Below are 23051 nucleotides of genomic sequence, written 5' to 3'. Positions count from 1 at the left end.
GATTTCCTTTAGTTTTAGTCCTTCATTTCCAATTTTAAAAGATGATAAGTAAAATTTCATATTATCCTCACCGTCGTCTTTAAATTTGATTATGAATAGCTTTTCATTTGTTCCGTTAAATGGCCCGATAACGGCAATTTGGGTACCTTACCTTATTCCGCAAACGCGCCAATCACAAGTGTTTAGTTCTGCCTTTACTCCTTTTGGTAACGATCAGGATACCTTCTGCAAAATTGCTTCCACTTGCTCATTGATTGGTTGGACATCAGGTATTGGCGACTTTTCATCTGACAGTTGGTATTTCGCCTTCAGATCTGTGATACGTTCAACACTTTCGTCAATCCTATCCTCACTTATTTCGCCATTTTCAACAGCCGCTTTCAATTTATCAAAAACGTTGGCAATTAAATTTGGATTATGTCCAACAAGCAGTAAATCTGCGCCCGCTTTTACTGACTGGACTGCTGCATCCGCAACACTATAGTGATTTGTAATTGCTTCCATCGTCAAGTCATCGGTAATGACAACACCATCAAAATCATAATCATCTCGTAAAATCCCTGTGATTACCTCTTTCGACATAGATGCAGGGTAGTCTTCATCGATGCTTGGCAGGAGAATATGTGCAACCATGCTGACATCGGCTCCCTCCGAAATAGCTTTCTTGAATGGCACAAGTTCCAATTTGGACAGCTCCTCGTAGTTTTTATTGACTTTTGGGAGTTCCAAATGGGAATCCACACCAGTATCCCCATGTCCGGGAAAATGTTTCATGACTGAAATAACCCCTTCATTCTGGATCCCTTTCATCGTCTGGATACCCATCCTTGTAACAATATTCGGATTGTCGCCAAATGAACGGTCACCGATAACAGGGTTATTTGGATTGCTGTTAACATCGAGAACAGGAGCAAAGTCTAAATTGAAACCGAGTGCTTGCATCTGCTTACCGAGGACAGTACCGACATTGAAGGATAGATCCGGATCGTTCAGTTCTCCAATCGAACGGCTTGTCGGCAGGCTTTTTATCTCATCCGGCATTCGTGTCACACTTCCACCTTCTTCATCGACTCCCAGAAATAATGGGGAGGGATTCCCGGCATTAGCGGTTTTTATCCCATTTAAAAAGTTGACGGTTTGCGTCTTACTTACGATGTTATTGCCAAATAAAATGATTCCTCCAACATGATAGTTCTTGATGGTTTCTTTTGTTTCAGCAGTCATTCCCGTTCCATCAACCCCGCTGAAGATCATCTGGCCGATTTTTTCATCAAGATTCATACTTTCGTTGCCTCTGTCACCAGAAGCATCGCTATTCTCTCCATTTACACCATCCCCATTTATTTCCTTCGATAATGAAATATGATCCACACCCGGATTATCTGAATCACCAGCCGGGTTTGGCAGCACCCATTTTAAGACATAACCGTCGGAAAGTTCATAGACAAGAATGATTTGATCATTCTTGTCGTCCTGGTAGTAACGCGTGTCATCAGGTTTTTCATATGATTTAATTGTATCCAGATCAAACGCCGTAAATTGATTCTGCGACGAGCGCATATCGGAAACCATATTGTCTGTAATACCGACATCAATGCCGTGTGACGGATAGTTCAAAAAACGGCCAACATTCGTATCTGCGGTCTCATCTGGATTTCCCCAAGCTTCTTGCACATCATCGGCAGTCGTTTCGCCAACAACGATATGAACGCCCGGGACTTTTCCTTGTTTGGCCAAGTCGAATATGCTGTCCAGAGATGGATCAGCTTCCGGAACTTCTTTTTTTTCGTTGCCCGATGATAGCTTCCTTGATTGCTGGTCTGCATGTTTATCATGTGTATCATCATCCGAAGAACTGATGAAAAAGACAGCCCCTCCAACAGCGATGATAGCAATAATGAGTACAATGGTGATACGCTTGATCATAGTAAGTCCTCCACGATTTTAGATTATACCCCGTTTTAACCCTTCTCTAAGTTATGGTTTCCTGTTCGTCAACAGGCCACCATTTTATTATATTTAATTTTAAATTTTCCCACCCACATTATGGAAACCAGCCTATGACCTAATCTATTTATTAGACGAAAAACAACTTTAATATAAACCCTTTACTGTAACTCAAAACACAGGGCCTAACCCTCTCTCCCAGCTATTCTTCTTTTCTGATTTTAAACGGTGCAATGATCAGCACAAGTATCAGCACGAGTCCAAGGTATCCAATGAATGGATAAAGTGACGAAACCAGATCGGTAAATCCAACAAAGCTTGCCGCATAGCCGACAATCACTGTTATCGCGAAAAATATTCTGAATGTCTTTGTCCCTGCTTCAATAAAACGGGCGCTGAATGAGAAAAACATGCTGATGGCTGTATTGAAAATCATGGCAAATAATACGAGTGACATGATGACGCCTAAGATTGGCGATATGTCATTGACAATCCCGAGCGTCGGCAATTCCAGACTGCCAACCTCTTTAATTTTAGCAAAAACAGCTAAATGACTTAATAGAATGATCAGTCCCAGACCAACGCCACCGGCCAAACCGCCAAGGGCTGCTGTTTTCCGGTTTGCTTCAGCTGCCCCTGTGACAATGGCCATCGAAGCACCTACAGCCGTATTAAACGATACATAATTGATGGCTGAAATAAACCAATTTGGCAGATTCGTCGGTTGTTCACGTGCGATACTGCCCAAGTTATTATAAGAATCATCCATCGTCATAAAGCTGTAAATGGAAACGATCACAACAAAAATAATCAAAAATGGCGTAATGCTGCTAATAATCGTCACGACCCGGTCAACATTTAACATACCTGTTAGGAGCAGCAGGATCGTCATCAGTGTTGTCCCGGCCACAATCGGAATGCTAAACTGCTGATTCAGGTTCGAACCGGCACCGGCAACCATGACAACACCAACCCCGAATAAGGTAAAGATCAAAATGTAATCAATGACCAGGCCCAGAAAACGACCGCTAACGCCATAAATGACCTCTTTATGCGAGGGCTGTTTTGCACGGCTTCCCATCCACACGAGCATCATGCCGATATATGCAAATAAAACCGTTGTCACAACCGCCCCGGCAATGCCCCATAAGCCAAAACTGGTAAAATACTGTAAGATCTCCTGACCTGAGGCAAGACCTGCTCCGACAATGATTCCGATAAAAGCGCTGCCAATTTTCATGATTTTTTTCATCTGTCTTCCCCCTGGATGTCTATAATATCAAGTGTAACAGATTATAATTTAATTCAATTTGTGTATCTATGAGCATCATAGGATTTATTTTTTTATACAAGTTTTTTCGTGGAAAGCCTATTCACGAGGGCCAATAAAGAGGAAAATAAATGTGGCAAAAAACACTGTGGCAAATGTTATCAACAATCTCTTTCTTGGCCAAAAAGATATTTTCTTCCTTTGTTATCTGAAAACACACAGCACAGCTCCATCAAGTGGGATAAAGGGTCAGAGCCCGTCCCCCACCTCATCTACTCAGAAAGCAATCTCTCGTATGGTCATCCACCATCCCTGTTGCCTGCATAAATGCATAGCAAATGGTAGGACCTACGAACTTGAATCCGCGTTTTTTCAAGTCTTTGCTCATTTGCTCTGACTCTTTGGTTGACGAAGGAACATCGGCATGCTCAGCCCAGTCATTCACAATCGGCTCTCCACCGACAAATTGCCAAATAAACGCATCAAAGCTGCCGAATTCACGCTGAATACTCAAAAAAACCATGGCATTGGTAATAACGGATTCGATTTTGCGTCTATTCCGGATGATGTTTTTGTTCTGAATTAATTTATGAATCCTGTCACTATCGTAATGGGCGATTTTCTCAGGATCAAAATGGTCAAATGCTTTCCGGTAATCTTCCCTGCGCTTCAGTATGGTGATCCAGCTCAGTCCTGCCTGTGCACCTTCCAGTGAAAGCATTTCAAATAATTTCTGATCATCATGAACCGGTCTTCCCCACTCCTGGTCATGGTAATCAATATAAATAGGATCGTCTGTTACCCAGTCACAGCGCGTTTTATCCATTCTCACTCATCCTTTGTTTCCACATTATTCTCATCATAGGAAATCCAATCACTGAAACTGCCGGGATACAGCTTAACGTTACGGAAGCCGGCTGACTTTAATGCAAGCACATTCGGACATGCGGAAACACCAGAACCACAGGAAACGATAATCTCATCATCCTTGGATAACGAATCGAAATTCTTTTCGAGTTCCGCGGTTTCTTTCCACTTGCCATCTGCATTCAAAACATTTTTCCAAAAGAAACTTTTTGCACCTGGGATGTGACCGGCTTTCCTGTAAAGCGGTTCTGTTTTGCCCAAATACCTGTCATGTGAACGTGAATCAATTAGGGTTGCAGACTGATTTGCGAGTTTTTCTATTACCTCTTCAATATCTGTCACAGCATTTTCTTGAAAATTTGGTTTGAATTCCGTCGCTTCAAGCTTTGGTACTTCAGTTGTGATGTTGTAACCAGCTCTCACCCACTGCTCAAACCCGCCATCAAGCAAATGAACATCTTCATGACCGGCATATTGCAACAGCCACCAGAAGCGTGCGGCGAACATGTCATTTTGCTGGTCATAAATAACAACCGTTGTATCATGATCAATGCCAATGTGGCCCATTTTCGCCGTAAACATCTCCATATCCGGCAGCGGGTGACTGCCACCGTGTTTGGCTGCTTTTTCGGATAAATCCTTATTCAAATCCAAATACACCGCCCCGGGGATATGGCCATCCAAGTAGGCTTTTCTGCCGGCATCCGGATCTGTTAATTCAAAGCGCGTATCCACTACCACCGTTTTACCAGAGCTGTTCTCCAATCGCTCCTTCAGCCATTCATCACTTACCACTATAGACATTCTCCTGCCTCCCAGTTTGCAGTTTTATCATGAATCAGACCCGAAAATTGCTTCCAAGTTTATTTTAACCGATTCAAATGCCAATGAACAGAGGCGAATTCACCTTCATATTTGGAAGGAAAAAATGGTAAAATAGATGGACAAAGGAGATGGATACATAGTGAAAAACGAATTAATCGAACGGTTTACCCGCTACGTCAAAGTTGATACCCAATCAGATGAAACCAACGAGAGAACGCCATCAACACCAGGGCAACTGGAATTAGCCAACCAGCTTGTTGACGAATTAAAAGCAATCGGCATGGAGGATGTCTCAATTGATGACAATGGCTATTGTTTCGCGACACTCCCGGCCAATACGGAAAAGGAGATTCCAACCATCGGATTCCTGGCGCACGTCGATACAGCAACCGATTTCACCGGCAAAAACGTCAATCCGCAAATCGTAGAAAATTTCGACGGTCAGGACCTAACATTAAATAAAAGTAAGGGGATCTTCCTTTCCACCCAAAGTTTTCCGGAACTGCCGGATTATAAGGGCCATACGCTAATCACAACCGACGGCACAACCCTGCTTGGTGCTGATGATAAGGCAGGTATCACGGAAATCATGACTGCGATGGCTTATCTCATCAACCATCCGGAAATCAAACATGGGAAGGTCCGCGTCGCCTTCACCCCTGATGAAGAGATCGGCCGCGGTCCGCATAAATTTGATGTTGATCGGTTTGCTGCCCAATACGCCTATACAATGGACGGCGGACCATTGGGCGAACTGCAGTATGAAAGTTTTAACGCTGCCGTCGCCAAAATCACGTTTCACGGCAACAGTGTCCATCCCGGTACAGCTAAACATAAAATGGTCAATGCCGGTAAAATGGCTGCAGAATTTATCAACAAAGTCCCTGAAAAAGAATCACCCGAACACACGGAAAAGTATGAAGGTTTTTTCCATTTACTCGGCGTGGAAGGTGATGTGGAAGAAACTGCGGTCTCCTATATCATCCGGGACTTTGACAAGGATAACTTTGAAGCACGGAAAGAAACCATAAGGCAGTTCACCCAGGAAATCAACGCCAAATATGGTGAAGGCTCGGCGGACATTGACATGAAAGATCAGTATTACAACATGCGCGAGAAAATCGAACCAGTTAAAGAAATAGTGGATATCGCTTATGCGGCAATGGAAAACCTTGATATCAAGCCACTTGTCAAGCCAGTCCGCGGCGGCACTGACGGTTCCCAGCTGTCGTATAAGGGACTGCCGACACCGAATATTTTTGCTGGCGGAGAAAATTTTCACGGCAAATTTGAATATATCTCCGTCGATAATATGGAAAAAGCGACGAATGTGATTGTTGAGATTTGCAGGTTGTTTGAAGCACGCTAACAACGAGGGAAAGGCCGGTTGCGAAGCCGGCCTTTTCCATTGCGGCAACACCCGTCAACCGTTTTAAACAAACGTTTGATCAACCAATTGCCAGCTCATGAATCAGGCATCCTTGATTTGCCATAGACCATTCCAAATACGGCGTGTTATGATAAATGATGGAAATCAGAACGAATGACAGGGAGCGAATGAGATGTTCAAGAAATATCTGACGGCCACTATTGGACTGTTTGCAACACTGCTTCTGATCACAGCTTGCAGCAATGGTGCTTCAAAAGATAAACAACCTAATGACCCTGCACCAGCAGAACAACCAGACGACCAAGATAATGCAGAACCGGCGAACAAACAGATACAGCTGCCACAAGAATCGCTGCAAAAGAAAGACACGGGCGATGCTGTGAAGACATTGCAGGAAACCCTGAATAAAATGGACTACGATCTGGAGACGACTGGTACGTTTGATGTCTTAACAACATGGGCTGTCACAGACTATCAGAAGCAGGAATCACTGCCTGTCACCGGGATATATAATGACGCGACCCGAGATGCAATGAACGAGTCACTTGAAAACAATACATCAATTGAGCCAGGTTCGGGTTTTGAACGGCCCGACAAGGATTCTGATGCCATCCCTAACCCACATGAAATCCTGGCGCTTGTAAACAAGGAACATAGTCTTCCAAACGGATTTGAGCCTTTGAATCTTGTTGAGCCGGATGTCCGCTTTCCGTTTGACGAATTTTTGCCAAAGAAACAAATGCGGCAAGTGGCAGCTACAGCCCTTGAAGACATGTTCCAGGCAGCGGATGATGCAGGACTTGAACTGTTTGCCCAATCTGGATACCGCTCTTTCGACAGACAGGATGCTATTTTTGCCTCCAATGTGGAAGCACATGGCGAAAAAGCCGCCAATAAGTTCAGTGCCCGACCAGGAGAGAGCGAGCACCAAACCGGTTTAACGATGGATGTGACCAGTGCGGATGTCGACTTTCAATTAATCAAGGAATTCGGTGAGAGCGATGAAGGTAAGTGGCTGCAGAAGCACGCTGCTGAATATGGGTTTATCATCCGGTATCCAAAAGGAAAAGAAGAGGTCACCCAATACCAGTATGAACCTTGGCATCTGAGATATGTCGGTAAAAAAGCTGCAACGGACATCATGGAGCAGGGCATCACGCTGGAGGAATACCTGGGAGCAGATTAAATGAGGGGGAAAAGGCGAACATCTTGAAAAGTCCAAATGAGAAAATGCGTTTAGCAATGCAAGTTACAATATCAAGAGCAAATAAAAACGCTCAGATATGTGCTGCTATGGCTCCCCCAAAAGTTAGAGTCTATTATGCAACTGCTTGGCTGGATTGAGTTCGGTATTCGATTGGACTCAATCCGGCCAATTTTGATTTTGACCGTTCATTTATACCAGTATTTTCTCCCTCGCCGCTGATGGTCCTGGTAGTCTGTTTAGCAATATCCGTCTCCCCAGATATGGATCCACTATGGATAGTGGTTTTCGCTCCGTCCACAACGTCGTAAACATCACAACTGTAAAAGTCCACTATATGTTTTCCTTACCTTTCATTGTTAATGCCCCATAACCTGCTTTAAATCCTCCGATAACATAAGGAAAAGAGCACTACCGTATTGACATAAGTCCCTCCGTCCACTATAATATATAAGTTGTTGACTTAAAAGTCATTTATGACCAACTAGTCGCATGACGAACAGAGCTTTATGATGTTAAAAAACACACGAAAACTCTACGTTGTTCAACATGTATCTTAACCATTATTCAAATATAAGGCATAAGTACCTTCATGTTATATAAGAGGTGAGTGCGGGATGACAAGAAAGAAAGAAGAAATTATGCAGTCGGCAACCCATCTTTTTTCGGAAAAAGGATATTTCGCTACATCCGTTCAGGAAATTGCCGATGACTGCAAAATATCAAAGGGCTCATTGTATAACGTTTTTAATTCTAAAGAAGAACTTTTGATCCAACTCATTGAATACAATCAAAACAAAGTCTTGCAAAAGGCTGTGAACATCAGTCCCGAGTCCTTTTCATCCCCAAAAGAAAAGCTTATCAAAAAAATTGCTGTACAATTTGACGGCATTCGTGATAACAGGGCTTTTATAACCATGCTGCTTCGGGTGCTGCCCCCTCATGACAATCCAAGAATTCCATGGCTTATGAAAAAAATCAGAGTGACTATGATGAATTGGTATAAAGACCGTCTGATGGAAGCTTATGGAAGTCTGGCGGAACCCTATATCTGGGATCTTGTCATCATGTTTCAGGGGGCATTGAGGGAATATGCGAATTTGGCCATTCACGAAAATAAAGAAATTGATTTTCAAGTCGTTGCCCGCTTTGTCATAGAACGATTTGATACAATGATCCGCTGCACATCGGATGTGGAACCCTTTTTAACTTCTCAAAAAATGGAAGAATACGAAGCGTTTGAACCGGACCAACAATATGAATCACCCCAGGAACAAATCCAAAAACTCTTGGAAGAACTTCGTGGGAAGGTCGAACGATTATCAATGCCCAGAGAAACCCAGCAAGAATCAATAGCTGCCGTTCAATCTTTACAAGAAGAGATTAATAAAAACGAACCAAGGAAGTTTCTCATTAAAGCTTTATTGTTATACTTGACGGATATCAAGGAATGCCATCCTTTGATTGACCGCATTGAGACCGTTTTGCAGGCAACATACTACTGATAAAATACCAACGTAAAAAGGCAATAGGAAACGAAGCCTTACTGTTTCCGGTTTTTAAGAAAAATTAAGATAAGATAATAATCCATTGTTAATTTAAAACTTAGGCTATCTTTCCTTCTGAAGGTTTGTACCCTTTCTTGACTCAGGGTCGTTAGTGCACATCCCCAGCTGCCGTTTTTAATGGCCTGTCGGTGCGGGATAAAAAAGTCTGGAAATATAACTCATGAAATAACGTAAACAGCAAAATCTATGGGAAAGAATTAAGAATCACAATTGCATCTGCAATGAAATTTTACTGCAAGGAAGATGATATATCATGGCAAATACAGAAACGTTTAATTGGAAAAAGTATGTCCCACTTTTCGTGGTGTTATTATCAGGCGCTTTCATTACTATTTTAAATCAGACACTTCTTGGTACTGCGCTCCCGCCCATCATGCAAGATCTCAATTTAACTGAGAGTACAGCACAATGGCTGCAATCCGTTTTTATGCTTGTAAACGGGATTATGATTCCAGTTACGGCATTTTTAATTGACAAATACTCTACACGAAAGCTATTTTTGACTGCAATGGGATTGTTCGCTACAGGAACCCTTGTTGCTGCGGTTTCACCGAATTTTTCATTCTTAATGGCCGGGCGTGTTTTGCAAGCTTCAGGAGCTGGTATTATGATGCCGCTCATGCAGACCATTTTATTTTTGACCTTTCCCGTACACAGAAGAGGTACGGCAATGGGATTGTTTGGACTTGTTATCGCATTTGCTCCGGCCATCGGTCCAAGTCTAGCAGGCTTTCTCGTTGATCAATTCCCTTGGCGCAGTATTTTTTATGTTGTACTGCCAATTGCCGTTTTAGACATTATAGCGGCTTATTTCTTACTCAAAAATGTGACGGAACAGAAGAATCCAAGATTGGATATATTATCGGTCATTCTTTCGACACTTGGATTTGGCGGACTTTTATACGGGTTCAGCACCGCTGGTAACGCGGGATGGCTCAGCCTTAAGGTTATTCTGCCGATTGTTATCGGCTTTGTTTTGCTTTACTGGTTCATTACAAGGCAATTGAAACTAAAAGAACCGCTACTCGAATTCAGGGTGTTCAAACACGGTACTTTTACTTTAGCGACGGGGCTTGGAATGGTCGTCTTCGCTGCAATGATTGGAACAAATGTGATTTTGCCGCTATATATGCAGAATATGATAGGATTTTCGGCGCTTGAATCCGGGCTTGTGTTATTACCTGGTGCGATTGTGATGGGATTTTCAAACCCGATTACAGGTTATCTTTTTGATAAATTTGGAGGGAAATGGCTTGCTCGGGGAGGCCTTTTGCTATTATCTTTAACCACTTTCGCATTCACGAATTTATCAGTGGATACAAGCTTCACATACCTGGCAACCATGAATGCCATTCGAATGATTTCAATTGCAATGGTCATGATGCCTATGACAACCTTGGCCTTGAACCAGCTGCCAAATGATTTGATTCCTCATGGGACTGCGGTTAATAACACTTTTCGCCAAGTTTCCGGATCGGTTGGCACGGCAGTTCTTGTCACCGTCATGTCTACAGCTGCCATATCAGATAAGACAGCAGCCGGTGTTATTCATGGTGTGAATATTTCCTTTATCACAGCGGCAATCGCAGCTATTTTAGGATTCATACTTTCCTTTAAACTTAAAGAAGACGTAAAACCGGGAGATCGTCTATCTAACCATTAACATTAACTTAAGCGGCCACCTGCTAAGGCAGGTGGCCGCTTAAATCTTCAATAATTGTGCCCGGAATAGTTATTTATCGACAACAATCTCAAATGAAAGAGTTTATACCAAATGGCCTTATGAAAACCCTGTTCCCTTTAGACGGAGTTATGGGTTGGATTCAAATGTCATTTATTTTAATGTTATTTATGAATCGGTCTACTAGATAACAGTAAACAGGTTTGAAGTGAATTTCCGTAATAGGGTGCGCTTCTGGAATAAGGAGCAGTATACCTATTATGGTGAGCAGGGAATTTGTTCAGCATACAGCATACCTACGACATATACACTCCTTCTTATTTTTTCAACCCGGGTAAGATTAAATCAACGGCTAGCTTGTATAAATTGTTCTGTTCCTGATTTGAATGATAGCCAAACAATTCTGCATTCGCTAATGATGTGATAAAATTATATAAAAGTACCGATACATCATCAACATGTAAATCTTCCTTGAATTCCCCACGGCTTATGCCTTCCTCTAAAATACGGGTTACGATTTGAAATTCGGGTTCATACAGTTTAAGCACAGCATCATAATTGTTTTTATTGGTCAACACAAAATATTCTTGAAGGCTATTCATAATCGGCTTTTGTAACATTATATTATTTAAGTTCGCCCAAATATATAATTTTTTCTCAGCGGATTGCTCATTCTTTGACTGTATGTCCCAATTTCGAATAAATTCATTAGATACCTGCTGAATACAGTAAAGATACAATTCTTCTTTATTATTAAAATGATAATAAATCGTCCCTTTACTTGTGTTTGTTTCATTTTTTATATCGGACATAGATGTGGCACTATAGCCTTTATGTTCAAATATTTTCGTAGCGACATCCACGATAAATTGCTGCGTATCCTCGCTGTTCACGCCTATTGGTCTGCTCATATTTCCTCCCACAGTTTTTATTTCTATTTTAGCTTATTAATGCCGATTAAGCGAATTAATCAAATACTTGACCATTTAATTCCCTTCAACGTTTTATGTTATTTGTTATTATATATAACTTAATTGACCGAACGTCCGAATAATGTTATTGTTTTTTCGAAGGAGCGATTCGTTTGAAAAACAAAGTGATTATTATTGGTGGGGGCGTTGCTGGCTTAGCAATGGCATTATTTTAAAACAAAGCAAATATAGAAAGTGTTCTGTATGAACAAGCAAAAGCGTATGGCAAAGTCGGAGGGCACTTTGTCATTCATCCCAGTGGCGTACAAATACTTGAAATATTAGGGTTAGGTGGAGAAATTAAAAATAATAGCCATCATCTAGTCGATTTTGCAGTGCTTGATAAGGACAACAATCCATTATTTGAAGAAGATTTAATAAAAGATTACTCACACGGTAGAGTTGCATTAATAGGTGATGCTTTGCATACCGCTGATCCTAATGCAGGAATGGGTACTACATTAGGGTTAGAAGACGCAATGTATCTATCTAAAATGCTACGTGATCACGATTACAAGGATGCCTTTTATTATTTCGAGCATGACCGCAAGCCACGTGCAGAGAAAGTGTTTCGGAGTGCAAGTTTATTAGACAACTTAGACTTTGATCATGCAGAGGATTATGCATTCTTTAATGATGGGATAGATGCTGGCTGGGATAAGTAGGATGGAACAAATCAGGGGCAGTCAGGGCCATTTGGTTTTATACAGACTAAAGAACAATATAACTGTTCATAATTAATAGGATTTAACTGTCTCATTCATTCCGTTAAGGGTAAAGGCTTCTTCCTCACTAACGCTCGCCCTTGACTGCATTTCCGATACAGCTCATTTATCGACAAGGGACAAAGAAAATGAAAGTGTAAAGTAACGCATAGAATTTTTTATTCAATTTTCAAAGACCAATCAACTATATTTATTTTAGTTCGAGGAGGAGAAAAAAGGTGACAGAATATATTGTGATGGCCGCTACCGCATGGTTCATGGGTTTTTTCCCTTTGTTTGAAATTTATTTAGCCGTTCCCGCCGCAATGGGGATAGGAATGAATCTCGTTTCTGCAGTGTGGTGGGCTTGGCTTGGAAACTTTATTGTTATCCCCTTCGTTTCCTATGCTTATGACTGGCTTATGAGATTCCAAAAGATTAATCGATATTTCACCAAATTAGCCCAATCTAAAGCCAGTGCAAAAATACAAAAAAGGGGAGTTATGTTTGTGCTGTTATCGACTCCATTGCTTGGATCTTGGGCGGTAGCAGTTTCCGGAAAACTCGCAGGCATAGAGAAAAAAACACTGTTTACTACATCTGCGATAAGCATTGCCGTTTATGGCAGCATAATCGGTGTTCTTACACAGTTAGGGATTGATTCATTTTCTTAAGGTATACATTATTTACCAGACTAAGTACTTTATTTCGACAACATCCTTGATAAAATGAGTTATATTTATTCAGCAGCCCTAATTACCAAAAATTTCATAATAAATGTAAGCTATTCTATTCTAACACAGGACTTGTTCAACTGAATTGATCTTTTATTAACAAGCAGTAAGTTCTTCGCAAGATACTCTGTGCTTTAGTCCATTTTTCGAAATGTTATCACACTATCGTTTCCCCTATAGTAAAGGCTTACTTTACTCATGTGCAGATATTTTAATGAAGTCATTCGACAATATGGCCCAAAAAGCTATAGTTGGCGCATTTCTTAGTCCGCGGAAACGCCCGTTAATTTAAGATTCATATTAAAATTCTATAGAGATGGTTTATCATCTAAGGCCCAGACTAGAATGATATACACCCATATAGAAACTGAAGCAGTGAAGAAAAATATTAACCTGACAACGAAAGAAGATATACCAAAAAACTCAGCAATCCCTCCACAAACTCCATATAGTGCTTTGTCTGTTGATGATTTTCTTAATTTATTTTGCATTTGTGACCCCCCCTTTTTCTTCAACAATCTGGCCCGATCATTTAAGTTCGATTCTTCACAACTCCACTTTATTTTACCAGAAATAGGCTAACAAATTAACTTACAATTTGATAGCCATTTTAGCCTTCATATTTAATATTTGCGATAGGTAACGGAACCCGTTAGGTTTCACGGTGATCTATCTTATTTGATAATTTCTTTTATCGTTCCTAACTATTTTGCTTTTGTTGCAATAGTAAATGCAATACCTTCCGTGAAACCACTATATAAGGTTTTCTGTAATTTGTTGGTGGTGGGGCCCAGGCCCCACCACCAACAAATTTTGCGAACGCTTCGGATGGGGTCTGATGGTTTAATATAAACTCCCAAGCATCCAACATTGTAGAACACCCTCCGCAATTCTTACGGTTTTCCTCGTAAACACGGGCGCCAGCGTCTGCGTAATAAATGGTATAGGTTTTTCCGACGCGTATCAATCTGCTGTACGGTTCCACGGTTCTTTTTACGCGAGATTGTACTCGCATCCCGTCCCATCCTTCTTGCGATTTCCCTGAGTGAAACGCCCTCATCCAAGTAGGCAGCTAGCTGTCCTCTTTCTATTTCTGTTAAATGTGTAAATGTACGTTCTTCCGTGTTAGAATGGGATTGAGTCATCGTGAATTACCACCGTATCATTTGTGTTTTCGTCAACCTAAATTATACGTGGTTTCACGATGGCTTTCTATTTATTTAAGCTGTTGCATTTCATTTTACAATGAACCAAATCGATGTTAACCTGAACATCTTTATTCTACACTTGTAAAAGTAATGACTGCTAGTTTTTGTATCGAAAGGATGTTGAATAATGAAAAAGCTCAAGGGCATTGGCATTGGAATTGTAGTAATACTAATTTTAATTGTAGGGTATACGTTTCTTCCGCAATCAATGAAAGGGGTACTTGACCGAGGCAATCCTTTAATTTCTCAAATCGATGTATATGTTCAAATCAATAAACAACCAGAGAAGGTTTCACACCGCTATGGATATTCCCTAAAAGGTTATACGTCAGATGGTAATGAAAAAAAGGTTAGCTTTACGACTTCGACCACGTTACCATCAAATACTTATCTAAGAGTTGATGCAAAAGGGTCCTATGTTAAAAATTGGGAAAAGGTGAATTTCGATAATCTTCCCTCAAAAGTCAAAGAGGAATTTGAAGAGTAATATAAACTGCTCCTTGATGTGGGCCATTTTACCATCTGAATAACCTGCCTGTTCAACAATAAGATCCGATTGTCGCATACAACTATTTTAACAGAATGAACCAATGCCTTTTAAAAACTCAGAAAACTATTTAACGTTTTATAAGTTGGCTCTCCACCAAAATCTAAGGTTGAGCGGAGGAAAAACACGGAGACAAGCGCAGTGTTTTTCCGCACCGGATACTATAATACAGTCTAGTTTATCAACCATAGATTTTGGTGTTGATCCTATAAGTTAACACCATAATTACCACATCAACCAGCATTGCAAATAACAAGCATTTTTACAGCTTTATTAAAAAGTGTATATAAATTTGCGTACATCTAATCATTCGTATGTTATTTCATAAGTTGAATTGAGTACTATCATATCAATAAAAATAGGGATACAAACCGCTTGTGGATTGTATCCCCGAAATTTATGCTATTTAGTATTTTCTCTCCCAGAACTGAACCCCTTAGTTTGAGCATGTGTGCCTTCTTTAATGTCTTCCTTCATTAAAAAGGTTTCAATATCATCAACGCGATCACGATCAAAAATAGGGTGTTTTCAATCCGTTCATAGAAAAAGAGTCTTTTGGACAACACATAATAGGCTTCGGGTATATCATCGCCCTGGTGCTCCTTCAGCAATGCTTTAATTGGTCGGGACCGTGGTGACAATGCGATCGGGCCAAAAGCCAGTGCAATCAGGAATAATGTAAGACTCAAAACATACCAGCCCTGACTGAATAAATAAGGATGCAGCGCTCCCATCAAGAGACCGGTTATCAAGAGCGAAGTCCCGCCGACCATCACAAAAATATGCAGCCGGTTCCGGATCACATAAGCATGCCTTAGCTCGGTTATCGTTTCTGCTCTCGTGACAACATAAATCATAATAAACCCGGGACCCAACCCTAAGATCGCTGAAAATACATGAATAAAAACGAGAAATTCATAAAATGTCATGGATGACCCCACCAATCGTATCATGTATCTCCATCATACACGATTTGCCATATAGAGAGGTTGTGAGCTTTAACACATTTGCAGCTTATTTTTTGACAAAATCTTGTCCGAAATGATTAGCCGGCATATCGTTGCAGAATGATGTCCACAGAGCGCCCGTATGCTTCGCCAAACATGTTTAAATGAACCAGCAAATAATACAGCTGATACAACGGCTTGATATCCTCATAGTCAGGAGACAGTGGAAACCGCTCCTTATAAGCTTGGTAAAAGTCATTGGAATAGCCGCCAAATACCTCGGTAAACGCCAATTCAAAATGCCTGTCCCCGTAAAGAAATGACGGATCAATCAAATACGGCTCGCCACCGGGGCCGGCCAGCCAGTTGCCGCCCCACAGATCGCCGTGCAGATAGGACGGAGCCACATTGTCAGGAACCCACCTATCGAGGTTTTCCAGCAATGTTTCCAGACGATTCCGCCGCGTGCCACTTATTCTCCCTCTCTCAATTCCAAGTTGAAGTTGGGCAGCCAGCCGCCTATCCCGATAATATGCGAGCCAGCTCGAAAAAAATCCATTTGACTGTGGAAGCGTCCCGATAAACGTATCATCCATAAAGCCATGGTTCTCGCCAAACGTCTGATGCATGGCCGCAACATGGTCACCCAGTTTCCAATCTGTATCCGCTGAACGCGCCCCCTCAACCCATTCCATAACGATAAAAGCATTTCCGCTTTCATCGGAATAAGTAAACACACCCGGCACGGCAATCGAATTCGTTTCCCTGATTAATTCCAGCCCTTTTGCTTCGAGTTCGAAAAAGCGAATCGGTGCCTCCCGGTGATGTTTGATAAAATATTGCCGCTCACCGGTTCCCACAAAATAACTTTCATTGATGGATCCACCCGCAGCATGTCTAACCGTCCGTACTCGTGACTGATCTCCGGCCTGACGCAATGCTTTTTCGATTAATTCATTCATCGGAAAACTCCTTCCAGTTTTCTCTTTTATGTCACCGCTTCAGCTGCTGAAGCCTCTGGCGTGTCATCTTGATTTCATCCAAAATCTTCTGCCGCTCTTCTTCACTATCCACGTCCATACTCATCAGCTGTGTCAGTCGCAGTTCCAGTTCCCGTCTGTCATTTTCCGTGTCAGGTTCAGTGTTTCTCCGATTTTGTTTATGTGCCATGAACTGCCCGTAATGTCCCTTATAATCTAGAACCTCCCTGCCATCAAGAGCTATGATCCGGTTCGCCGTTTTTTGTATGAGATAACGGTCATGCGAAACAATGACCATGGCGCCCGGATAGCTTTGCAGGACATCCTCGATCACTTCTTTCGTATCGACATCGAGAAAATTCGTTGGCTCATCCAGCACCAGTAAATTCGCGCTGCTGAAATACAAATGAATAAATGCGACGCGGCATTTTTCACCCATACTAAGTGATGAAATTTGCTTGAAAACGTCCTCCTGCATAAACAGGAAACAGCCAAGTATGGTGCGTGCTTCCGACTGGGTCATATCGGGCAATTCAAGTATACTATCCAAAACCGTCTTGTATTCATCAAGGTTTTCGAGTTCCTGTGCAAAGTAGCCAATAGTCATCTGCGGATTCTGTTTGATGTCCCCTTTGTTCGGTTTCCGTTTTCCCGCTATTAATTTCAGCAAAGTGGATTTACCCGAACCATTGGGACCGATTACCCCAATTCGGTCACCCCGATAAACAGAGGTGCTCAAATCAGAGAATAACAGATTTTCTTCATCGTAGGAAAACGATACATTTTCCATGTGCAAAAGTCTTCGTGCCGAAAAGTGTGCGTCTTCCAACCGAACATTCACCGATTTATTTGCTTGCGGCTTTTGCACCTGATTATGTTCGAGACGTTCCAGTTCTTTTTCCTTTGCCTTAAAACGAGACACATTTTTCTTCGCCTTGGCTCGGGCAAAATCATCTGTGCCGGCAGCCTTATGTGCCTGCTGAAACCACTGCTGATAATTGCGGATCGTTGCGCGTAATGCTTCCTTTCTTTGCTGCTGTTTATGATAAAGCGTCTCCTGTGTCCGCCTTTCAATCTCCTTTTGCTGCTGGTATGCAGTATAACCGCCCTCATAGCGTTTACAGGAATCCGTATTCAGCTCATAAATCGCGTCAGCTGTCCGGTCCAGAAAGTAACGATCATGCGAAACGAGCAACACAGCACCTGGGTAATGAACAACCCATTCCTCCAACCATTCCATTGTTTCCTGATCCAAATGGTTAGTTGGTTCATCCATGATGATGCATGCCGGCTTTTGCAAAATCAGTCGCGCCAGCTGCGCTCGTGTTTTTTGTCCGCCGCTAAGCTGTGACAATGTCGACGTCCAAACAGATGACGGAAGCCCCACCTGATGCAAGGCATTTTCCGCTTCCGACTCAACCAGGTAGCCATCATAATCCAAAAATGTCTGATAAACCTGCGTGTACTCATCCATATCAAAATCGGACTGTGCCTGCAATGTTTCAAGCTGTCGTTTCAGTTCATAAACTTTACCGGCAGCGGTTTGAACATAATCCAATACCGTCACCACGCTGTATTCCGGATCTTGTTCAAGATAACCCCACTTTTCAACCGGTACAAAGCGATGAACCGAACCTGAATCAAACGATATTTTCCCCAATAAACCGTTCAGCAAGGTTGTTTTCCCTGTGCCATTGCGGCCGAACAGTGCCACATGTTCACCTTTTTGCAGGCTGATATCAATATGGTTGAAAAGGGTCTTGCCTTTCCATTCCTTACCGAGGTCTTTTCCTTTAAAAATAAACATATCCATACCCCCATTTATTGGACCTGCTTGTGGACAGACGAAATGGGCATATGGATATACTTGTTTCCGGCATCAATTTCGAGGCTTGTCATCCGAAAAAAGCACACACGCATCCCGTTCGTCCCTATGCAGGAACAGGTTGTCTGAGTCATTCAAACATACGGAAAACGTGGGTTTACTTCATTATCGGATAGAACCTCCTTAAGATTTGGTTATGTACTATAGTACGATGGTGGTGTGGGATTGTCAAACACTGAAAACATTTTATAAATCGAACGTTCTGATCTGTAAAGTATAGCCTGAAGGATAGTACTTAGGCACTTAGATTATCCAAATTATTCATAGGTAATTTTCATATCACCTGGTTTGATCCAGCCTTTTTTCCGGAACCATTCAGCAATCACAAGACTAATGAAGGCCGGCCCAACAACATGCAGCACCATCATTGACCAAAAAACAGGCCATGTGAAGCCCATTGATTCGAACGTCATAATCTGGCCGACCAGACCGCTCGTTCCCATTCCAGCGCCGAGATCATTATTCGTAAGGCCGATCCATACGGTTGCAAATGGAGCCAGGACAGCCCCGGCGATCGTTGGTGGGATAATTATAATTGGCTTTTTTAAAACGTTGGCAATTTGCAGCATGGATGTGCCAATTCCTTGTGCCAAAAATCCACCAAAGCCATTGTCCCGATAACTGGCAGCCGCAAAACCGACCATCTGGGCAGCACATCCGATCGTCGCCGCACCCGCAGCAAGTCCGTCGATCGAGAGCATAATGGCAATCGCAAGACTCGATATCGGCGCCGTCAACGCCCAGCCCATCAAAACCGCAACAAGCATCCCCATGATAAGCGGCTGTTGCTCAGTTGACCAGTTGATGACCTCACCAAACCAGACCATAAACGTGTTGATGGGCGGCCCGATGAACGTCCCGACCACAAACCCAATGAAGATCGTCACAAACGGGGTCACGATAATATCAACACGTGTTGTTTTATAGACAACTTTTCCGAATTCGGTTGCCAGTAAAGCCGTCACATAACTCCCGGCAGGTCCGCCCAATTCTGCACCAAATGCGCCGGCAAATAATGCTGATAACAGAACAAGCGGTGGAGCTTTCAAACCATAGGCAATCGCTACGCCAATCGCGCCACCCATGATTTTGGTTTCCATGGCATACCCGCCCATGTCTATCATAAATTCAAGGTTTTCAACCCCCAGCGCAACGGCTTGTTCCCCGATTGTCTGAATGATCAGCCCAATAATTAAAGAGGCGAACAACCCCAATGCCATATAACTTAACGCTGTAACAACATATTCCCTGGCGGATAAAGAAACCCCTTTTCGCCGTAGAAACGCTTTCATCTTTCTCCTCCCCTTTGTTATGTGAATGATTTCACATGAACTTAAGTAGCCTTGGCTGTCTTTATTATCTATCTCCTTCATTATTACGTGATTCTCTTCACATATCAAGGGGTTTTTTCAAAATAATATTATTTTGCTTTTCATTGTTCTATCAGCTATTATGGTTCTTGAAAACGATTATCAATTATATACTGGATTCGCCCTAATACTTTAAAGAACTCGCATTTTTAGTGGATACGGCCATCCATAACTTATACGTTCTGACGTTAGAAAAAGGAGAACATCAAATGGAACAGACAAAAAAACCAACAGTCTTACAAAAGGTAATCCGCGACCGGCGTGCTGTCAAAAAGCATTACAATGATAAGCCGGTAGCCGAAGAGACCATCATGGAACTACTGAGAGATGCGGTGTGACCCATGGGGTGCGTCAACCTTGGCGTTTCATTTTTATCGGACCCGAACAGACCGAAAGCTTTGCCAAAAAAGTGGCTGCCACGTATCCTGAAGACAGGCAGCAAAACCGCCTGGAATACCTTCGTGAACCGACAGCTTTTTTGATTATCGTCATGGATGTACCGGAGAGCCAGAAGCAATACGACGAAAACTTCGGGGCAACCGCCTGCATGATTCAAAACTTTTGGCTGCTGGCGTGGGAACACCAACTTGGCGTCGTCTGGAAGACCAATTCACATATCTATGATCCACAAGTGAAAGAAATCTTGAGTGTCGGAAAACATGAAAAAATTATCGGCTTCCTGCATCTTGGTTATTTTGATGAGAAACCTGCTCCGAAAGACCGCATTTCCGTTGCAGAGAAATTCACCGCATTTAAAGAATAGAAATTTGAAAGAGGCTGTTTCTCACTGGAACAGCCTCTTTTGCATTGCTAAACTCATGGGATTGTTCTGCTGATTTTTCCGCTCTTCTGCCGATTCTTTCGCTCTTCTGCCGATTGTCTCGCCCTTCTGCCGATTCTTCCGCTCTTCTGCCGATTGTCTCGCCCTTCTGCTGATTCTTCCGCTCTTCTGACGATTGTCTCGCCCTTCTGCCGATTCTTCCGCTCTTCTGCCGATTGTCTCGCCCTTCTGCTGATTTTTCCGCTCTTCCAACGTCTATTTTATTTTAAATGCGCCAGCTATTCCTCATCCCACACGGCACTTTTCAATGTACAGTTCTTCTGATGACGTTCGATTGCCAGTTCAATCAGCTGTTCAATCAGGTCCGGATAGGAAATACCGCTGATTTCCCATAGTTTCGGGTACATGCTGATGCGCGTGAATCCCGGCAAGGTATTGACCTCGTTCACATACACTTCCCCGTTTTCAGTCAGGAAAAAGTCGACGCGCGCCAGACCCTCACATTCCAGTGTCCTGAATGCCTCCACAGCTGTTTTTTGCAGTTTTTCAATTTCCTCATCCGTTAAGTCAGCAGGCATTTCCAATATCGCACCTGTTTCGTCAATATATTTGGATTCATACGAGTAAAACTCGGTCTGAGGCAAAATTTCGCCTGGCACCGACGATTTTGGATCCTCATTTCCTAATACAGCACACTCGATTTCCCGACCTTTAAGCGTCTCTTCAACCACCACTTTTTGATCATACTGGAATGCCTGGTCAATCGCTTTATTAAATTCCGCTTCCGTTGACACTTTGCTGACCCCAACAGAAGAGCCCTGGTTGGCAGGCTTCACAAACATCGGCACGCCCACCTGTTCCTTCACCTCGGCAAAATTAATCTCGTTACGCCGCGCACGTGAAACCGCCAATCCATCTGCTACATGGATCCCTGCAGCCTTCAGCAACCGTTTGGCAATATCCTTATCCATGCAAATCGCTGAACCCAGCACACTGGTTCCAACGAAAGGAAGATTCGCAATCCGCATCATCCCCTGTAGACTGCCATCCTCTCCCAGTGTGCCATGGACGATCGGAAACACGGCATCCAACTGATCAAGCATGCCTGCATCTGTCGCTTTCACAAGCTGGTGATCTGTCTCACCGGGTACGATTGCTACTGCCTCATTCGATTTATTCAATTGAATCAATTTCGGGTTTTCCGAATTAATCAGATAGGACGACTGATCGTTGATGTGCCACTTCCCTTGTTTATCAATCCCGAGCAAAACAACGTCATATTTATCTTTATCAATCGCATCGACAATATTTTTAGCTGATTGCAATGACACCTCATGCTCCGCCGATTTCCCGCCAAAAATGATTCCAACTTTTTTCTTTGGCATGTTCAGAACTCCCTTTTCGTTATTTCTCAAAAAGCCCCCTGCTCCGGTGACTTTTCCTATCTTTATATTTTAAAATGTATATATCTAAAATAGCACAAAAAGGCCTGTTCGAAACAGTATAAAGTGAAACTTCATTCAGTGGGGGTTTCCTTTTCACCCCCACTGAATGTTAGTTGAACAGAATCGGACCTTTACGGGCAGTTGACCCCACACTCACCTTTTTCGGGGTCACTTCAAAACCTTGCAGTGGGGGGTTACTGCCCGTTAAGGCGGGATAAATCAAATTTTTCTCAAAAACCTCTTGACATAAAGAGAAAACAGCACTATGATTATGAACAATAACTAAATTCAGAACTTGAGCAATGATGAAGAGTAGTAATCTATCCGTTACACTTGAAGAGAGCCGGTGGCTGGTGTGAACCGGTGTGTCGGGCAGATGAATGGACTTCTGAGCTTCCGGACCGAACCAATTTTTGCAGTAGGCTTTGGCGATCAAGTCTCATCGTTACACGAGACGAATGATTGAGCATCGTTGCTTAATATGGCCAAAGTGAGCTGTTTTTCGGCTAATAAAGGTGGCACCACGGGTTCCTCGTCCTTTTTGGATGGGGGACCTTTTTGCATTTTAACACCTTGGCGTCTCGCTCGAGTTGGCGGAGCTCTCGCTCGAGTTGGCGGAGCTCTCGCTCGAGTTGGCGGAGCTCTCGCTCGAGTTGGCGGAGCTCTCGCTCGAGTTGGCGGAGCTCTCGCTCGAGTTGGCGGAGCTCTCGCTCGAGTTGGCGGAGCT

At 42.7% G+C, this 23051-nt stretch carries 23 protein-coding genes and 1 other annotated feature; of the genes, 9 read left to right on the top strand and 14 right to left on the bottom strand.

The genetic code is table 11. The features are described 5' to 3' along the window. Positions 1 to 213 precede the first annotated feature (213 nt). From nagZ to E4U82_RS17360, 4 genes are all read right to left on the bottom strand, one after another. Complete coding sequence (nagZ, locus tag E4U82_RS17375; protein ID WP_135111437.1) at positions 214 to 1926, bottom strand: beta-N-acetylhexosaminidase; 1713 nt, start codon at positions 1924 to 1926, stop codon at positions 214 to 216. Between the two features lie 223 nt (positions 1927 to 2149). Further along, positions 2150 to 3199 carry a YkvI family membrane protein gene (locus tag E4U82_RS17370; protein ID WP_135111436.1) on the bottom strand — a complete coding sequence of 350 codons (1050 nt, stop codon included), beginning with the start codon at positions 3197 to 3199 and terminating at the stop codon, positions 2150 to 2152. 286 nt (positions 3200 to 3485) lie between these two features. Next, the gene (locus E4U82_RS17365; RefSeq protein WP_135111435.1) at positions 3486 to 4043 is read right to left on the bottom strand and encodes a DNA-3-methyladenine glycosylase I; all 558 of its coding nucleotides are present in this window, start codon (positions 4041 to 4043) and stop codon (positions 3486 to 3488) included. A 2-nt stretch (positions 4044 to 4045) separates the two neighbouring features. After that, positions 4046 to 4888 (bottom strand): sulfurtransferase, encoded by an 843-nt coding sequence (locus E4U82_RS17360; RefSeq protein WP_135111434.1) that lies wholly within the window; start codon positions 4886 to 4888, stop codon positions 4046 to 4048. Between the two features lie 160 nt (positions 4889 to 5048). Between E4U82_RS17360 and pepT the strand changes: the two genes are divergently transcribed. Together pepT and E4U82_RS17350 are read left to right on the top strand one after the other, a co-directional pair. Next, positions 5049 to 6278 (top strand): peptidase T, encoded by a 1230-nt coding sequence (pepT, locus tag E4U82_RS17355; protein ID WP_135111433.1) that lies wholly within the window; start codon positions 5049 to 5051, stop codon positions 6276 to 6278. A gap of 193 nt (positions 6279 to 6471) precedes the next feature. Beyond that, positions 6472 to 7485 (top strand): D-alanyl-D-alanine carboxypeptidase family protein, encoded by a 1014-nt coding sequence (locus E4U82_RS17350; protein ID WP_135111432.1) that lies wholly within the window; start codon positions 6472 to 6474, stop codon positions 7483 to 7485. 133 nt (positions 7486 to 7618) lie between these two features. Here E4U82_RS17350 and E4U82_RS17345 read toward each other — a convergent pair whose 3' ends face one another. Beyond that, positions 7619 to 7837: a hypothetical protein gene (locus E4U82_RS17345; RefSeq protein ID WP_135111431.1), complete on the bottom strand. Its 219-nt coding sequence runs from the start codon at positions 7835 to 7837 to the stop codon at positions 7619 to 7621. A 283-nt stretch (positions 7838 to 8120) separates the two neighbouring features. Here E4U82_RS17345 and E4U82_RS17340 point away from each other — a divergent pair, with 283 nt between their 5' ends. Both E4U82_RS17340 and E4U82_RS17335 read left to right on the top strand, forming a co-directional pair. Next, positions 8121 to 9008, top strand: a complete 888-nt coding sequence (locus E4U82_RS17340; RefSeq protein ID WP_135111430.1) for a TetR/AcrR family transcriptional regulator — start codon at positions 8121 to 8123, stop codon at positions 9006 to 9008. Between the two features lie 316 nt (positions 9009 to 9324). Next, positions 9325 to 10734: an MDR family MFS transporter gene (locus E4U82_RS17335; RefSeq protein WP_135111429.1), complete on the top strand. Its 1410-nt coding sequence runs from the start codon at positions 9325 to 9327 to the stop codon at positions 10732 to 10734. A gap of 335 nt (positions 10735 to 11069) precedes the next feature. Here the strand turns inward: E4U82_RS17335 and E4U82_RS17330 are convergent, their stop codons facing one another. Next, positions 11070 to 11663, bottom strand: a complete 594-nt coding sequence (locus tag E4U82_RS17330) for a TetR/AcrR family transcriptional regulator (protein ID WP_135111428.1) — start codon at positions 11661 to 11663, stop codon at positions 11070 to 11072. Positions 11664 to 12058: 395 nt separating this feature from the next. On the opposite strand from E4U82_RS17330, the gene E4U82_RS20365 reads away from it, so the two are divergent. Both E4U82_RS20365 and E4U82_RS17320 read left to right on the top strand, forming a co-directional pair. Then, positions 12059 to 12388, top strand: a complete 330-nt coding sequence (locus tag E4U82_RS20365; RefSeq protein WP_245183634.1) for an FAD-dependent oxidoreductase — start codon at positions 12059 to 12061, stop codon at positions 12386 to 12388. 278 nt (positions 12389 to 12666) lie between these two features. Further along, positions 12667 to 13101, top strand: a complete 435-nt coding sequence (locus E4U82_RS17320) for a small multi-drug export protein (RefSeq protein WP_135111427.1) — start codon at positions 12667 to 12669, stop codon at positions 13099 to 13101. A 368-nt stretch (positions 13102 to 13469) separates the two neighbouring features. Here E4U82_RS17320 and E4U82_RS17315 read toward each other — a convergent pair whose 3' ends face one another. Together E4U82_RS17315 and E4U82_RS20685 are read right to left on the bottom strand one after the other, a co-directional pair. Beyond that, positions 13470 to 13652, bottom strand: coding sequence for a PspC domain-containing protein (locus tag E4U82_RS17315; RefSeq protein WP_135111426.1), 183 nt, complete (start codon positions 13650 to 13652; stop codon positions 13470 to 13472). 402 nt (positions 13653 to 14054) lie between these two features. Continuing rightward, entirely contained in the window at positions 14055 to 14306 is a 252-nt protein-coding gene (locus tag E4U82_RS20685) for a helix-turn-helix domain-containing protein (protein WP_135111425.1), read from the bottom strand. Positions 14307 to 14496: 190 nt separating this feature from the next. On the opposite strand from E4U82_RS20685, the gene E4U82_RS17305 reads away from it, so the two are divergent. Further along, positions 14497 to 14856, top strand: a complete 360-nt coding sequence (locus E4U82_RS17305) for a YxeA family protein (protein ID WP_135111424.1) — start codon at positions 14497 to 14499, stop codon at positions 14854 to 14856. Between the two features lie 536 nt (positions 14857 to 15392). Here the strand turns inward: E4U82_RS17305 and E4U82_RS17300 are convergent. The 4 genes from E4U82_RS17300 to E4U82_RS17285 all read right to left on the bottom strand — a co-directional run bounded on the left by E4U82_RS17300 (position 15393) and on the right by E4U82_RS17285 (position 20020). Further along, positions 15393 to 15845: a DUF2269 family protein gene (locus E4U82_RS17300; protein WP_135111423.1), complete on the bottom strand. Its 453-nt coding sequence runs from the start codon at positions 15843 to 15845 to the stop codon at positions 15393 to 15395. Between the two features lie 116 nt (positions 15846 to 15961). Next, positions 15962 to 16825 carry a fructosamine kinase family protein gene (locus E4U82_RS17295; protein WP_135111422.1) on the bottom strand — a complete coding sequence of 288 codons (864 nt, stop codon included), beginning with the start codon at positions 16823 to 16825 and terminating at the stop codon, positions 15962 to 15964. A gap of 31 nt (positions 16826 to 16856) precedes the next feature. Then, complete coding sequence (gene abc-f / locus E4U82_RS17290) at positions 16857 to 18650, bottom strand: ribosomal protection-like ABC-F family protein (RefSeq protein WP_135111421.1); 1794 nt, start codon at positions 18648 to 18650, stop codon at positions 16857 to 16859. A gap of 335 nt (positions 18651 to 18985) precedes the next feature. Further along, on the bottom strand, positions 18986 to 20020 hold the full coding sequence (locus tag E4U82_RS17285) for a PTS sugar transporter subunit IIC (RefSeq protein ID WP_135111420.1): 1035 nt from the start codon (positions 20018 to 20020) through the stop codon (positions 18986 to 18988). A 287-nt stretch (positions 20021 to 20307) separates the two neighbouring features. On the opposite strand from E4U82_RS17285, the gene E4U82_RS20540 reads away from it, so the two are divergent. Together E4U82_RS20540 and E4U82_RS17280 are read left to right on the top strand one after the other, a co-directional pair. Beyond that, the gene (locus tag E4U82_RS20540; protein ID WP_342447744.1) at positions 20308 to 20436 is read left to right on the top strand and encodes a hypothetical protein; all 129 of its coding nucleotides are present in this window, start codon (positions 20308 to 20310) and stop codon (positions 20434 to 20436) included. 8 nt (positions 20437 to 20444) lie between these two features. After that, the gene (locus E4U82_RS17280; RefSeq protein WP_342447743.1) at positions 20445 to 20861 is read left to right on the top strand and encodes a nitroreductase family protein; all 417 of its coding nucleotides are present in this window, start codon (positions 20445 to 20447) and stop codon (positions 20859 to 20861) included. Positions 20862 to 20882: 21 nt separating this feature from the next. On the opposite strand, the gene E4U82_RS17275 is transcribed toward E4U82_RS17280, so the two are convergent. Continuing rightward, positions 20883 to 21131 (bottom strand): hypothetical protein, encoded by a 249-nt coding sequence (locus E4U82_RS17275; RefSeq protein WP_135111419.1) that lies wholly within the window; start codon positions 21129 to 21131, stop codon positions 20883 to 20885. A gap of 26 nt (positions 21132 to 21157) precedes the next feature. Continuing rightward, on the bottom strand, positions 21158 to 22264 hold the full coding sequence (ddlA, locus tag E4U82_RS17270) for a D-alanine--D-alanine ligase (RefSeq protein ID WP_135111418.1): 1107 nt from the start codon (positions 22262 to 22264) through the stop codon (positions 21158 to 21160). A gap of 353 nt (positions 22265 to 22617) precedes the next feature. Continuing rightward, positions 22618 to 22867: a binding site (T-box leader), on the top strand. Positions 22868 to 23051: the final 184 nt, after the last annotated feature.

This window comes from Lentibacillus salicampi, from assembly GCF_004565465.1.
Lineage (GTDB): Bacteria > Bacillota > Bacilli > Bacillales > Amphibacillaceae > Lentibacillus > Lentibacillus salicampi.
This window is presented reverse-complemented; position numbering and strand designations above follow the sequence as displayed.

Coding starts and splice junctions, on each gene's coding strand:
- E4U82_RS17300 (WP_135111423.1), bottom strand. CDS start 15,845: ATGACATTTTATGAATTTCTCGTTTTTATTCATGTATTTTCAGCGATC.
- E4U82_RS17285 (WP_135111420.1), bottom strand. CDS start 20,020: ATGAAAGCGTTTCTACGGCGAAAAGGGGTTTCTTTATCCGCCAGGGAA.
- E4U82_RS17360 (WP_135111434.1), bottom strand. CDS start 4,888: ATGTCTATAGTGGTAAGTGATGAATGGCTGAAGGAGCGATTGGAGAAC.
- E4U82_RS17340 (WP_135111430.1), top strand. CDS start 8,121: ATGACAAGAAAGAAAGAAGAAATTATGCAGTCGGCAACCCATCTTTTT.
- nagZ (WP_135111437.1), bottom strand. CDS start 1,926: ATGATCAAGCGTATCACCATTGTACTCATTATTGCTATCATCGCTGTT.
- E4U82_RS17335 (WP_135111429.1), top strand. CDS start 9,325: ATGGCAAATACAGAAACGTTTAATTGGAAAAAGTATGTCCCACTTTTC.
- E4U82_RS20685 (WP_135111425.1), bottom strand. CDS start 14,306: ATGACTCAATCCCATTCTAACACGGAAGAACGTACATTTACACATTTA.
- E4U82_RS17330 (WP_135111428.1), bottom strand. CDS start 11,663: ATGAGCAGACCAATAGGCGTGAACAGCGAGGATACGCAGCAATTTATC.
- ddlA (WP_135111418.1), bottom strand. CDS start 22,264: ATGCCAAAGAAAAAAGTTGGAATCATTTTTGGCGGGAAATCGGCGGAG.
- E4U82_RS17350 (WP_135111432.1), top strand. CDS start 6,472: ATGTTCAAGAAATATCTGACGGCCACTATTGGACTGTTTGCAACACTG.
- E4U82_RS17305 (WP_135111424.1), top strand. CDS start 14,497: ATGAAAAAGCTCAAGGGCATTGGCATTGGAATTGTAGTAATACTAATT.
- E4U82_RS17365 (WP_135111435.1), bottom strand. CDS start 4,043: ATGGATAAAACGCGCTGTGACTGGGTAACAGACGATCCTATTTATATT.
- E4U82_RS17315 (WP_135111426.1), bottom strand. CDS start 13,652: ATGCAAAATAAATTAAGAAAATCATCAACAGACAAAGCACTATATGGA.
- E4U82_RS20540 (WP_342447744.1), top strand. CDS start 20,308: ATGGAACAGACAAAAAAACCAACAGTCTTACAAAAGGTAATCCGCGAC.
- abc-f (WP_135111421.1), bottom strand. CDS start 18,650: ATGTTTATTTTTAAAGGAAAAGACCTCGGTAAGGAATGGAAAGGCAAG.
- E4U82_RS17370 (WP_135111436.1), bottom strand. CDS start 3,199: ATGAAAAAAATCATGAAAATTGGCAGCGCTTTTATCGGAATCATTGTC.
- E4U82_RS17295 (WP_135111422.1), bottom strand. CDS start 16,825: ATGAATGAATTAATCGAAAAAGCATTGCGTCAGGCCGGAGATCAGTCA.